Here is a 13,984-nt window from a genome sequence, read left to right on the forward strand (position 1 = left end):
CAAGTAGTTTCATTTATCTATTTTAAATTCAATGAGTCTTCTTTCATTTGCATATCAATAATCGAAGGTTTTATCTCCAGATTATCATTATCTTTCAAACTCTTGATTTTAGTATTTTTCTCAATTTCTTCCAAAATATTTTTAACACTTTGAAATTGGTAAGGTTCAATAGATGTCTTCATCCATAAATTGGAACATAAGGTAGCAATCAAAGCGACAAAAGATATAAACAATGCAATATAAGATATATTTAACGATCGCTTAGTTTTCTCTAACTGTTCCTCTGCATTTTTCATCGCGGATCGGTGTTGTTTGGCTGACTCCTCGAACTGAACTTTAAATCGCAACTCCTCCTCCGTCATATTACCTCGTTCTACAAAAGCGTACAATTCTGCCGTAGGGTATATTACTCCAAACAATAGATTCAATACCAAATCATAGTATTTTCCGTTAAACCGAAAAGACTTGTATTCCGGAACACCCTCTTTATTATAAATATAAAGCAAATCCCTAATATTAAAATAATGCCCCTTACCATCCAAAACACATTTTCCATCATAATCAGAATCTACCTGCCTGAATGTATCATGCAAAAGGAAAAACGACGGTAAATTTGAATATGGCAAAACATTCACCAAATTATTATCACTCAAATAAAGAAGTAAATTTACCAGCTCCAAAAACTCTCCGATGCAAACCTTCACACGCTTTTGATCTTCAAAATTCCGAATAAATAAATAAAAAACTTTTTCTGAACGATCAACGACCAAAGCCGCTCCATTTTCCTCATTAAAAAACATCTTATTTAACTCTACAGAAAAACTGCTCACATTCGTAAAATCCTTGCTGACAAGAATCTTTATTACATCCTTTTCTCTTTTATTAAAATGCCTCATCTACATTTTCCATCATAATTAATTATAGAAATAAAAAAAAGTGGAATCATAATTTAACTATTCCACTTCTTCACAATATTTTAATTCAATACTCTATTTTATCCGCTTTGGTATCCCACATTTCAAAAGCCTTTATCGCCTCATTCCTCAACAAAGTTTCAGAAGGAAGCTTACGATCTGCAGGTTTTAATTCAAGCTCATCATAAATAAACGAATCATCAAAACCTATATCCTTAGCATCGGTCTTAGTATTGGCATAATACATTTTATCGAGTCGAGCCCAATAAATCGCACCCAGACACATCGGGCAAGGTTCGCACGACGTGTATATTTCACAGCCGCTCAAATTGAACCGACCCAATTTCCCGGCAGCTTCACGTATCGCACTCACCTCAGCATGAGCGGTAGGATCGTTGGATGCCGTTACTCGATTTACTCCTCTTGCAATAATTTTTCCGTCTTTCACAATCACTGCACCGAAAGGACCTCCTCCATTTTTCACATTCTCAATAGAAAGCGCTATCGCTTCCCGCATAAAATCATCTTTTGTCGCCATATTATGATCTTTGTTTGTTTACAACCTGATAAAAAAAGCCCGCAGATCACAAGCAGTGAACAAAGGGCTTTTACAAATATATCATTTCTTTTCATGACAATATATTATTTAACGTAATTTAGAAGCAGTTTAAGAGCCTGCAGACAACACCTTAACTGTTCTCCAGCGAATCGTTTATACTCCCGATATAATCGAGTAATTCCGTTCTTCCTTGCTTTTTCTCCGAAGAAGTATAAAATACCGGAGGAAGTTCTTCCCAATCTTCAAGCAAACGTTTCTTATAAGCCTCAACATTCTCCTTAAAGCGTACAGGTCCTAATTTATCGGCTTTAGTAAATACTATGCAAAAGGGTATTTCGTTCTCTCCGAGCCATTCTAAAAACTCGACATCGATTTTCTGCGGTTCATGTCGGCAGTCTATCAAAACAAACAGACAAGTCATCTCATAACGGTTCAGGATATAACTCTCTATAATGCTGCGTATTTTTTCTCTCCCTTCTTTACCGCGTTGTGCATATCCGTATCCCGGAAGATCAACCAGATACCAAGCATCATTGATCAGAAAATGGTTGATAAGCTGCGTTTTACCGGGCATAGAGGAAGTCATCGCCAGCCCCTTTTTATTGGTAAGCATGTTGATCAACGATGATTTTCCTACATTAGAACGACCGATAAAGGCATATTCCGGTAAATTTCCCGAAGGACACTTCGTTACATCAGTATTACTTATTATAAAACGTGCACTTTTTATCTCCATAATCATTTTTGTTAATCGACAGTTATTATGACAAATATAGCTATTATCTGCCGATAATCTTGCCCGGATCTAAAAAAAAGGCTATTTTTGAATTACTAAACCTATTGCTTTACATGGAAAATTATGATTCTATGAACAATATATCTGTAGAGACCGCATTGCAAGACCTGCGATATTTACAACTGCTTTCAAAACAATTCCCGACCATATCGGACGCATGTACCGAGATCATCAATCTGGAAGCGATTCTGAATTTACCAAAAGGAACAGAGCATTTCTTGACAGACATACACGGAGAATATGAAGCTTTCCAACATGTTCTGAAAAATGCATCAGGAACAGTACGTCGTAAAGTCGACGAAATTTTCGGGCAAACTCTTCGAGAGAGCGAAAAAAAAGAGTTATGTACACTCATCTATTACCCCGATCATAAGTTGGAGCTGATAAAATCCCATGAACCGGATATGGAAGATTGGTACAAAATCACGCTTCATCAACTTATCAGAGTATGTCAAAATGTTTCTTCGAAATATACTCGATCGAAAGTAAGGAAGGCTCTCCCTACAGAATTTTCCTATATTTTACAGGAATTGCTGCATGAATCGCAGATAGACCCGAACAAACAGGCTTATGTGAACGGTATCATCTCGTCTATCATATCGACAGGGCGAGCTGATTGTTTTATCATCGCCATGTGCAACCTTATACAACGACTCACGATAGACACATTGCATATCGTAGGCGACATATATGATCGAGGACCGGGGGCTCATATTATCATGGATACATTATGTAATTATCATAATTTCGATATACAATGGGGTAATCACGACATATTATGGATGGGGGCTGCATCGGGTAACATGTGCTGTATCGCCAACGTCGTAAGAATGGCAATGCGTTATGGAAACCTGACTACGATCGAAGACGGGTACGGAATAAATCTGCTGCCATTGGCAACATTCGCCATAGAACGTTATAAAGATGACCCTTGCTCGCTTTTCATGCCTAAAGTAGGAACAGATAACGTACATAGCGAAAAGACCCAAAAACTGATCGCTCAGATGCATAAAGCAATCACGATCATACAGTTTAAACTGGAGGCTCAGCTTATCAAAGCTCATCCTGAATATAATATGGATAATCGACTGTTGCTCGACAAGATCGACTATAAACAGGGGAAATTGATTCTGAATGGAAAAGAATATCCTTTAACGGACACTTATTTCCCGACTATCGATCCTAAAAATCCTTATAAACTTACCGATGAAGAGCAAGAACTGATGCGTCGATTACGTTACTCTTTTGTCAACAGCGAAAAACTGAGAAAACACATGCGATGTCTGTTTTCTTACGGAAGCATATATCTGGTACGCAACTCTAATCTGCTGTATCATGCCTCTATACCGTTGAATGCCGATGGATCTTTTAAAGAGATAACAATACGAGACAAAAAATATAAAGGAAAGGCATTGCTCGACCGGATAGACCAGATAATACGAGTCGCCTATTTTGATGAAGAGGGTTCTGAAGAGAAAAAATTTGCACGGGATTATATGTGGTATCTCTGGTGCGGAGAGGATGCGCCTCCATTCGACAAAGACAAAATGGCGACGTTCGAACGCTACTTCACCAATGATAAAGAGCTTTGGAAAGAGAAAAAGGGATATTATTATACATTAAGAAATGAAGAGCGTGTCTGCGACATGATACTGAAAGAATTCGGAATAAATGACATTCATTCCCATATTATCAACGGACATGTTCCGGTAAAAACGATCAAAGGAGAAAAACCGGTAAAAGCCGGCGGAAAACTACTGGTAATCGACGGTGGATTTTCAAAAGCTTACCAACCGGAAACCGGAATCGCAGGCTATACGTTGATTTTTCACTCGCGAGGATTACAACTGACACAACACGAGCCCTTTCAGTCGGCACAAAAAGCAATAGAAGAAGGTATCGATATTATTTCAACCAGTTTTATCCTCGAACTGAGTTCCCAACGAATGATGGTACGTGATACCGACATAGGAAGAGAGCTCGAAACCCAAATAAAAGATCTGAAAAAATTATTGATCGCTTACCGTAACGGCTTTATCAAAGAAAAATCTTAATTTCGTAACAAAAAATATTTTTAGTATCGAGTCTCTTTTGAGTCTGTTTTTACTGCAGTTATCACAAAAATTGCATTATTCATAGAGAATCCGACAAACACAAAAATAGCATTCAGATGAATCAACCTTACTCTTCCGCATTACTTGAAAATGCGGTAAATGAGTTTGCCAAATTACCGGGTATCGGACGAAAAACCGCTTTGCGGTTAGTGTTACATCTTCTCCGACAAGAAGAGCCTTTAGTGGAAAATTTCGGAAATGCCATTATAAAGCTCCGCAAAGAGATCAAGTATTGTCACGTATGTCATAACATTTCCGACTCAGATACCTGCTCTTTATGTTCCGATCCTAACCGGGACGATTCTATCATTTGTGTCGTAGAAAACATCAAAGAAGTGATGGTAATCGAAAATACTCGTCAATTTAAGGGTCGGTATCACGTTTTAGGCGGAGTCATTTCCCCTATGGACGGGATCGGTCCTTCCGATCTGGAAATAGACAGTCTGGTAAAACGGGCATCGCAAGGTGATATACAAGAGATCATTCTTGCCCTCAGCGCTACAATGGAAGGAGATACGACTAATTTTTATATTTTCAGAAAACTTGCTCCTTACAATATAAAAATCTCTATTTTAGCACGGGGTGTATCGGTTGGCGACGAGCTGGAATATACCGACGAAATCACTCTCGGCAGATCTATTATTAACAGAATGCCGTTCAATGAAACATTCAAACCATAAAAAAACCGTATATAAATATACGAAATGTTGATAATGCTCCGTTTATATATATTGAATTTATCGCTAAATTAAGGTCCATGAAATTAACATTCTTAGTTCCGCCTGTATTAAACCACAATAAACCAGCTGAACGAACTGCGGGATGTACCCGTATCGTATATGCCGCACCGAATATATACGAATTGACCGTTGTCGCAGTATTGGAAGAAGAAGGATATACTCCTATATATAAGGATTTTGTTTATTATAGAACTTCACGAAAAAAATTCGAAAAGTTTCTTAAAGAAGACGACAGCGATATTTATTATATCTGGACTGTAAATCTGTCAATAGAGAACGATTTGATCGCACTATCCCTGATCCGGAAATATCGACCGAACGCATTTGTCGTGTTTATGGGTCCTGGACCTACTTATTTTACAGATCGCTTTTTTACAGATGAAAAAGTCGTCATCGTCAGAGGTGAACCGGAAGTTATCGTAAAAGAGTGGACGAATGCTTTACGAGACAAAACCGACTGGAAACAAACCGAAGGCATTTCATACATGGAAAACGGGAAAATCATACATAACAAATTTCACCTGTTATTAAAAGATTTGGATTCCTTGCCTTTTCCGGCACGTCATCATATTGCAGACCGGGATTATCATAATCCCAAATTAAAAATATCGCCTTATACTACTGCCATTACCTCACGTAATTGTCCTTATCAGTGTATTTATTGTGTTCCGAGTTCATTAACTTTCGCTCGGGAAATAGAGAACCGCCGGGAATTTAAAAAGAAACCTTTCATCTCTTTCCGATCAATAGAGAGTATCGAAAAAGAGATGAAGATATTGCACGAACAAGGATATACTGCCATCGGCTTCATGGATGACAATTTCATCTGGAATGAAGAAAGGACACTGGCAATCTGCAATATCATGCGTAAATATGGCTTCTCATGGGGATGTCAGGCCCGCGTAGATGCAATTACCGACACAATAGCCCGAGCTTTAGGTATGTCGGGATGCAAATATGTCGATTTAGGTGTAGAATCATTCAACGAAGATATTCTCAAATTCATTAAAAAAGGAATTACACAAAAACAGATATATGACGCAATCGGGTATCTAAAAAAATATAACGTTCCCGTAAAACTGAATATTCTAATCGGAACAAGTCCGTTAGAAACTAAAGAAACCCTTCAAGATACTTTACGGCGGGCAAAAAAGCTAAAAGTCGATCAGATCATGTTCAATATCGTATCTCCTTTCCCCGGCACAGAATTTTATGCCATGGCAAAAGAAAACGGGTGGATCAAGGGTGGGGAATATATCCCTACCGATGTTCAACGAGAGTCAATATTAAATTATCCTCATCTCTCATCTCATGAAATGGAAAAGATATTGTTCCGAAGCAATTTGAAATATTTCTTTTCATACTATTTTATTTCGACGCAACTCAAGCGTTTCACGTCGGTCAAAGAATTTTCATACGCTCTAAAAGCATTAAAAATAAAGTTATTCGGGTAATAATACATCTATGCAGTTATCGATAATCCTCATATCTTGGAATTCTTTGGTATATCTTAAAGAGTGCCTTTCATCTCTTTCATATACACTGCAGAAAGAAGATATCGAGATTATCTGGGTAGATAACGGATCAACAGACGGCGCATCACAATATGTTGAGGAAAACTATCCTCAAATACAGACTGTCATACTTCCCTATAACCGAGGTATAGCATACGCCCGTAACCGAGGAATAGAAAAGGCATCGGGCAAATATATTTTGCTCCTCGACGATGACACTATCGCTAACGAGAATGCAATATACGGCATGGTTGCTTATATGGACTTTCATCCCGAAACGGGAATCTGCGGCTGTAAACTGACGAATACTCAAAAAGAAATTCAAAAAAGCGACAAGGAATATCCGGGACTCGGCATAAAATTCAAAAATATTCTTCACACTTTTATACAAAAAAAAAATAAAGGGACTTTTCACACATCGGAATATGAGCCGGAATATTTAATTGGAGCTTGTCAAATGATCCGTCGTGAAGCACTCGATATGACAGGTTTCTTAGATGAAAATATTTTTTACGGACCAGAAGATGCAGATTTCTGTATACGAGTACGAAATAATGGTTTCAAAATCATTTATCTACCTCAGTTTTCAATTGTTCATCATTGGAAACGGGTAACCAACCGAAAAATTTTTTCAAAATTAGCATGCCGACATATTCGAGCGCTTTTCTATTTTTATAAAAAACATCATCGTTACTTTTAACCTGAAAGATTATGTCATACCTATCCGGAATAAATATTTATTTACGAGCTATCGAACCCGAAGATCTCGACATTTTATATCAATGGGAAAACGACTCTTCTCTATGGGTACATGGATGTACATTAGCTCCATTCTCAAAATTTACTCTTCGTGAATATATTCAAAACAGTTGTTACGATATTTATCAGACCCGACAACTACGAATGATGATTACTTTGAAAAAAACAAACGAAACGATCGGAATGGTAGATTTGTTCGAGCTCGACCCACATCATGAAAGAGGTGCGGTAGGTATTCTCATAGCACCGGATCATCAAAGGAAAGGTTTCGGTAGAGAAGCTTTGCAACTAATGTGTTCATACGCTTTCGGTTTTTTGCATCTGCACCAACTTTATGCCCATATTCTTCAAGATAATGAGAACTGTCTGAAACTCTTTTCAGCAAACGGATTTAAATCTTGCGGACTTTTCAATGAATGGATAAAAACAAACAACGGATATAAAAACGTAGTAGTCATGCAACGAATCAATTGAGAATAGGCAAACGAGGATATTTGAGCCATGATTTATAATCTTCCCCTAAATCTACGACAGCTTTACGCCAACTCTGTTCTCCATCACCGCAAATACAAAATAATGGCGATACTTTTTCGGATACGATCCAAAAAATATTGGCAATTTCATCTTTCAATTGTCCGGCCTCCCAACCGCTATACCCTAAAAAGAATTTTATATGTCCTTCTACGGTATTTCCACTTCTTATATAAGACAATATCACATCTATATCACCTCCGATATATAAACCTTCAGCTATTTCTATCGATCCGGGTACTAATCGTCCCAACGTATGTATATAAAACAAATGATCGCTTTCCATAGGCCCTCCGCAAAAGACAGGAATCTCCGGAACATTTTCCAAACCTTCGATTACGGTATTCAACATTAGATTGGATGACTTGTTAAGAACCAATCCCATGCTTCCGATCAACGGGTCATGATCAACCAAGAGAATAACCGACCGTTGGAAATATACCTCATTCAGGCAAGGTTCTGAAACCAATAAACAACCGGTATAAGGATCTTTCAAACTACGGTTCACCTGAAATATTTCCGTTCCTAATCTCATCCGTATTATCAATTAATAATCTAAAGTAAAAAAACTATTTGATATATCCAAATACTTCTGAAACAAATATTTTCAAATCTGTTATTATAAACTTCAAAACAGGAAAAAGCAAATAAAAAGGAACAAAAATAAAACCGAAATCATGAACAAATCATAATCCGACTTTAAGAGCTTGTATAAATTTTCCAATAAAAAAGCACTATCAGGTCATCTTTGCGTTTTCTTCCGGTCTTTTTTCCTGTTTTCATTCGTCTGATAGCTCGCTATCTTTCTCGTAAAAAGGACAAAACACCTCCGAAAAAACTCTCAAATTTCGCTGTTAAAGTTAAAACTTTACAATTATTCACATACTCACCAAAGTTTATTTATCTTAAAAATAAGGTAAAAAAAATCAGTTATGAATCAAAATCTCGTGTAAATCAGAAATTAATTTTATAATTTTGTGAATATGATTTCCCACATTTATTTTTTATATGCATAAAAGATAACAAATTGCTAATATTTATTACCATAAAGTAGAATTATCACTAAAAATACAATGCTTTATTCAAGTATATTTTTAGTTAAAACAAGATTTAAAAAGAGGAGATCACATTAATAAGTATTGATGATTTTTATAATTCATCGGGCATCACATAGGATTTAAAAGTTTGTTTTTATGAAGATAGAAAAATTTTCAGGAACCGATCCCCAATTGTATAAGCTTGTCGCCCCTCTGGTTATGAGTCCGGGAATCTTGAGACAAAACAACAATTATCCTTTTAAAACTTCAATACACCACATCTGGTTTGTCACGACCGAAAATAACACCGTTCAAGGATTTATTCCAGTCGAAATTAAAGCTCACAACGTCACGATAGACAACTACTATATTTCGGGAGATAATGCAAAATTGCTTTCCCAAATGATAGACAAAGTCGTAGCTACCTTCGGAGAAGATTATCCGATATATTCCGTTACGCATACCCGACACGTAAATATATTTCAGGAGAAAGGTTTTTCTCCTGTCAAAGAATGGAAACTTTATGTAAAAATGGAATGGAAAGGAGATGAGAACAATCCGAAAGAATGTATATGATATGACCCAAGAACGACTGGAAAAAATCTTTTCCGGATTTGATAATGTCTATGTTTCCTTTTCTGGAGGGAAAGATAGCGGGGTATTGTTAAATCTCTGCATCGACTACATCCGGAAACACAAGCTCGATCGGAAACTGACGGTCTTTCATATGGACTATGAGGTACAATATCAGGAAACAATAGAGTACGTAGAACGAGTATTCAAATCTAATGCGGATATTCTGGATATTTACCGGGTCTGCGTACCGTTCAAAGTTATAACCTGCACCTCTATGTACCAACAATTCTGGCGACCGTGGGACAATGCATGCCAAGACATCTGGGTACGTGAGATGCCTGAAGGTTGTTACCGAAAAGAAGATTTTCCATTTTACACAGAAGACATGTGGGACTATGAGTTCCAATACAAATTCGCCCACTGGTTGCACATCCAAAAAAAAGCGCAACGTACTTGCTGTCTTGTCGGAATACGAACTCAAGAAAGCTATAACCGTTGGCGAACAATATACAGCTCAAAAAATTATCAAAAATATAGAGGTCTGAAATGGACAAGACGGTGTGGAGAATACATCTACAACGCATATCCGATCTATGATTGGCAGACAACAGATGTATGGACTGCAAACGGAAAATTCAAATGGGATTATAACCATCTCTATGATTTGTATTACCAAGCCGGCGTCTCTTTGGAGAAACAACGTGTAGCCAGTCCTTTTCTTTCTCAAGCAATCGGGAGCTTAAAATTATATCGAGCCATCGATCCTGACATGTGGGGACGTATGATAAACCGAGTAAACGGAGTCGGATTTGCGGGGATATATGGCGGTACAACGGCTTTAGGATGGCAGTCTATAAAATTGCCTAAGAATATGACATGGGCAGATTATATGAAATTTTTACTAAGTACACTTCCCGAAGAGACAAGAAACAATTATCTTGAAAAACTATCGGTAAGCGTAGCTTTTTGGAAAAATAAAGGCGGCTGTCTTGCTAATGAAACAATAAAGAAGTTGGAAGATGCCGGCATCTCGATCACTGTCGGAGAAAAAAGCAACTACAAAACTTCGAAAAAACCCGTGAGAATGGATTATCTCGATGACATCGATATTCCTGAATTTAAAGAGATTCCGACTTTCAAGCGCATTTGTGTTTGTATTTTGAAAAACGACCATTGTTGCAAGTACATGGGCTTCTCCCCAAATAAACACGAAAAAGAATTAAGGGAAAGTGTCATGAAAAAATACCAATCCTTATTTTAATTATGGAAAAATATCAAAGTCCCGTATATAAAGTTTTGTCCGTTCCGATCGAAAAGATCGTAGCCAATAGCTACAATCCGAATATCGTCGCTCCTCCAGAAATGAAACTTCTGGAAGTTTCAATCTGGGAAGACGGGTACACAATGCCCTGTGTATGTTATTATATCCCCGAACAGGACATTTATGAATTGGTAGATGGATATCACCGATATCAGGTAATGAAAACCTCGAAACGAATTTATGAACGAGAAGAAGGGAAATTACCGGTTGTCGTAATAGAAAAAGATCTATCTAACCGAATGGCTTCTACAATACGCCATAACCGAGCAAGAGGAACTCACAATATTGAGCTAATGAGTAATATTGTATCGGAACTTGTAAAGGCCGGTATGTCAGATAGTTGGATACAAAAAAACATAGGAATGGACAAAGATGAGTTACTGCGTTTAAAGCAAATTTCGGGATTGGCAGAACTATTCGCCGATAAAGAATTCAGTCTGGCAAAAGATTAAAAATAGCTAACCCTTTAACCATCAAGTTTTTAATCAGATAAAAAATACAAAAAACGGCTATCCGTAAATACGGATAGCCGTTTTTTGGCTGAAGCAATTCCTTACTTTCTAATGCCAAGCTCTTTAATAATGGCACGATACCGTTCGATATCGACTTTTACTAAATAGTCAAGTAAACGACGACGTTTACCAACCAACATTCTAAGAGCTCTTTCAGTACTATAATCTTTGTGATTTGACTTTAAATGTTCAGTCAAATGAGCAATACGGTATGAAAATAATGCTATCTGCGCTTCAGGTGAGCCAGTATCAGTATTAGACTTTCCGTATTTCTCAAAGATTTCTCTTTTTTTCTCAGAAGTTAAATACATTTTTCTGCGATTTTGTTGTTAATAAATTCTTTGAGGGGGCAAAGGTATAAATTCATTTTTGATTTACCATACTTTTGTAAGCTTTTTTAAATATACGAATGCTTTTTATTCTGAAAAGATTCTGGTATCTCCCATTTTAGTTTTGTTTAACTCTTTGCCGCATATTCTTCTATAATTCCCGCAAAATTCAGATAGGCTCTAAAAACATGAAAAAATCTTTTCATGAAAAGGATCAGAATATTAAATATTAATGACAAAGGAAGAAAACTTAAATTAAAGAGAAACATCATAAAAATTTTTGTCGTACCTTTGCGCCACTCAAAATAGATTATATGCAAAAAATCAGAAACATTGCTATCATTGCACATGTTGACCACGGGAAAACAACTCTGGTCGACAAAATGCTTTTGGCCGGACAACTATTTCGCGAGAATCAAAACTCCGGCGAGTTAATACTCGACAATAACGATCTGGAACGTGAACGAGGAATTACGATCCTTTCCAAGAACGTATCGATACGATATAAAGATTATAAGATAAATATTATAGATACTCCGGGACATGCCGATTTCGGAGGAGAAGTCGAACGGGTATTGAATATGGCCGACGGCTGTCTATTGCTCGTAGATGCTTTTGAAGGCCCGATGCCTCAAACCCGCTTCGTATTGCAGAAAGCAATACAAATGGGCTTGAAACCTATCGTAGTAATCAATAAGGTGGATAAACCGAACTGCCGTCCTGATGAAGTGCAGGAAATGGTATTCGACCTGATGTTCAGTCTCGATGCTACAGAAGAACAGCTCGATTTCCCGACAATTTACGGATCTGCAAAACAAAATTGGATGTCAACTGATTGGAAAAACCGGACAGAAGACATCACTCCCTTATTAGATGCCATTATCGAGAATATTCCCGAACCAGCTTATTTAGAAGGAACACCCCAACTTCTGATAACATCTTTAGACTACTCGTCCTATGTAGGTCGTATTGCTATAGGACGAGTGCATCGAGGAGAGGTACGCGAAGGACAAGATGTTGCTTTATGTAAAAAAGACGGTTCTATTTCAAAGCAACGAATTAAGGAATTACATATTTTCGAAGGATTGGGACGTACCAAAGTTCAATCTGCCCAATCAGGTGAAATTTGCGCTCTGATCGGTATCGAAGGGTTCGAGATCGGAGATACGATCGCCGATATTCAAAATCCGGAACCATTGAAACGAATCGCCATCGACGAACCGACCATGTCGATGACATTTACCAATAACGACTCTCCGTTCTTCGGTAAAGACGGTAAATTCGTCACATCCAGACATATTGCCGAACGACTTGAAAAAGAGCTGGACAGGAATCTTGCTTTACGTGTAGAAAAAGCTCCTGAGGATGGAGTATGGACTGTTTATGGACGTGGAGTTCTCCATTTATCTATTTTAATCGAAACCATGCGTCGTGAAGGTTACGAACTGCAAGTAGGTCAACCACAAGTAATCATCCGCGAAATCGACGGTGTAAAATGCGAACCGGTAGAACAATTAACCGTTAATGTACCTGAAGAGTATTCCAGTAAGATCATAGATATGGTAACACGTCGCAAAGGAGATCTTCTAAGCATGGATAATCAAGGAGACCGCATACACATGGAATTTTCAATCCCGTCTCGCGGTATCATCGGCCTTCGGAACAATGTGTTGACCGCTTCGGCCGGTGAAGCGATCATGGCTCATCGTTTTCTTGAATATCAACCATGGAAAGGCGATATTGACCGCCGTACAAACGGATCGCTGATTGCTATGGAATCAGGAACTGCTTATGCTTACGCAATAGATAAACTGCAAGATCGAGGCAAATTTTTCATCTTTCCGCAAGAAGAAGTATATGCAGGGCAGGTTGTGGGTGAGAATGCCAAAGAGGGTGACATCGTAGTGAACGTAACTAAATCGAAAAAGCTCACCAATATGCGTGCTTCAGGAGCTGATGATAAAGCAAAAATTATTCCTCCTGTCGTATTTAGCCTCGAAGAAGCTCTCGAATACATCAAAGAAGATGAATATGTAGAGGTTACTCCGCACCACATTCGTCTCCGAAAAATTATTTTAGATGAGACGGAACGTAAACGAAGCAATAAATAACGTATTTAATAAAAAGAGTCTGTCCAAAAAGTCAAAACTGAATTGGTAAAAGTTACAGATTGTAACAAAATAAATAAAGAATGCCACTTTACACCTAATTTTCATAGGTGAAAGTGGTATTCTTTTTATAATCGAAGTCTATCAGTTTTTAAATTGAAAGTTTAAATTTGA

14 protein-coding genes are annotated in these 13,984 nt (G+C 37.6%); 9 read left to right on the forward strand and 5 right to left on the reverse strand.

The features are described 5' to 3' along the window. Positions 1-17: 17 nt before the first annotated feature. From Q0093_RS01580 to yihA, 3 genes are all read right to left on the reverse strand, one after another. Positions 18-896 carry a hypothetical protein gene (locus tag Q0093_RS01580; protein WP_297928200.1) on the reverse strand — a complete coding sequence of 293 codons (879 nt, stop codon included), beginning with the start codon at positions 894-896 and terminating at the stop codon, positions 18-20. Between the two features lie 85 nt (positions 897-981). Then, complete coding sequence (locus tag Q0093_RS01585; protein ID WP_297928233.1) at positions 982-1,431, reverse strand: nucleoside deaminase; 450 nt, start codon at positions 1,429-1,431, stop codon at positions 982-984. Between the two features lie 172 nt (positions 1,432-1,603). Next, positions 1,604-2,209 (reverse strand): ribosome biogenesis GTP-binding protein YihA/YsxC, encoded by a 606-nt coding sequence (yihA, locus tag Q0093_RS01590; RefSeq protein ID WP_294176974.1) that lies wholly within the window; start codon positions 2,207-2,209, stop codon positions 1,604-1,606. A 131-nt stretch (positions 2,210-2,340) separates the two neighbouring features. On the opposite strand from yihA, the gene Q0093_RS01595 reads away from it, so the two are divergent. The 5 genes from Q0093_RS01595 to Q0093_RS01615 all read left to right on the forward strand — a co-directional run bounded on the left by Q0093_RS01595 (position 2,341) and on the right by Q0093_RS01615 (position 7,870). Beyond that, on the forward strand, positions 2,341-4,323 hold the full coding sequence (locus Q0093_RS01595; protein WP_297928201.1) for a fructose-1,6-bisphosphatase: 1,983 nt from the start codon (positions 2,341-2,343) through the stop codon (positions 4,321-4,323). A 116-nt stretch (positions 4,324-4,439) separates the two neighbouring features. Further along, positions 4,440-5,063, forward strand: a complete 624-nt coding sequence (recR, locus tag Q0093_RS01600) for a recombination mediator RecR (RefSeq protein WP_297928202.1) — start codon at positions 4,440-4,442, stop codon at positions 5,061-5,063. Between the two features lie 77 nt (positions 5,064-5,140). Beyond that, positions 5,141-6,577 carry a radical SAM protein gene (locus Q0093_RS01605; RefSeq protein WP_297928203.1) on the forward strand — a complete coding sequence of 479 codons (1,437 nt, stop codon included), beginning with the start codon at positions 5,141-5,143 and terminating at the stop codon, positions 6,575-6,577. A gap of 10 nt (positions 6,578-6,587) precedes the next feature. Beyond that, entirely contained in the window at positions 6,588-7,337 is a 750-nt protein-coding gene (locus Q0093_RS01610; RefSeq protein WP_297928204.1) for a glycosyltransferase family 2 protein, read from the forward strand. 11 nt (positions 7,338-7,348) lie between these two features. After that, positions 7,349-7,870, forward strand: coding sequence for a GNAT family N-acetyltransferase (locus Q0093_RS01615; RefSeq protein WP_297928205.1), 522 nt, complete (start codon positions 7,349-7,351; stop codon positions 7,868-7,870). Here the strand turns inward: Q0093_RS01615 and Q0093_RS01620 are convergent. Next, positions 7,863-8,462 carry a YqgE/AlgH family protein gene (locus Q0093_RS01620; RefSeq protein ID WP_294176985.1) on the reverse strand — a complete coding sequence of 200 codons (600 nt, stop codon included), beginning with the start codon at positions 8,460-8,462 and terminating at the stop codon, positions 7,863-7,865. The genes Q0093_RS01615 and Q0093_RS01620 overlap by 8 nt on opposite strands. Positions 8,463-9,120: 658 nt before the next feature. Here Q0093_RS01620 and Q0093_RS01625 point away from each other — a divergent pair. The 3 genes from Q0093_RS01625 to Q0093_RS01635 are packed head-to-tail and all read left to right on the forward strand — an operon-like array spanning position 9,121 to position 11,313. Then, positions 9,121-9,540 (forward strand): hypothetical protein, encoded by a 420-nt coding sequence (locus Q0093_RS01625; RefSeq protein WP_297928206.1) that lies wholly within the window; start codon positions 9,121-9,123, stop codon positions 9,538-9,540. Continuing rightward, entirely contained in the window at positions 9,512-10,801 is a 1,290-nt protein-coding gene (locus Q0093_RS01630; protein ID WP_297928207.1) for a DUF3440 domain-containing protein, read from the forward strand. The genes Q0093_RS01625 and Q0093_RS01630 overlap by 29 nt, the downstream gene beginning before the upstream one ends. Before the next feature lie 2 nt (positions 10,802-10,803). After that, complete coding sequence (locus Q0093_RS01635) at positions 10,804-11,313, forward strand: ParB/RepB/Spo0J family partition protein (protein ID WP_294176990.1); 510 nt, start codon at positions 10,804-10,806, stop codon at positions 11,311-11,313. Between the two features lie 101 nt (positions 11,314-11,414). Here Q0093_RS01635 and rpsO read toward each other — a convergent pair whose 3' ends face one another. Further along, a complete protein-coding gene (gene rpsO, locus Q0093_RS01640; RefSeq protein WP_009318702.1) occupies positions 11,415-11,684 on the reverse strand; it encodes a 30S ribosomal protein S15 in 270 nt (89 codons plus the stop codon). A 332-nt stretch (positions 11,685-12,016) separates the two neighbouring features. Between rpsO and typA the strand changes: the two genes are divergently transcribed. Continuing rightward, entirely contained in the window at positions 12,017-13,813 is a 1,797-nt protein-coding gene (typA, locus tag Q0093_RS01645; protein ID WP_297928208.1) for a translational GTPase TypA, read from the forward strand. Positions 13,814-13,984: the final 171 nt, after the last annotated feature.

The sequence above is a fragment of the uncultured Coprobacter sp. genome (genome assembly GCF_947855755.1).
Taxonomy (GTDB): Bacteria; Bacteroidota; Bacteroidia; order Bacteroidales; family Coprobacteraceae; genus Coprobacter.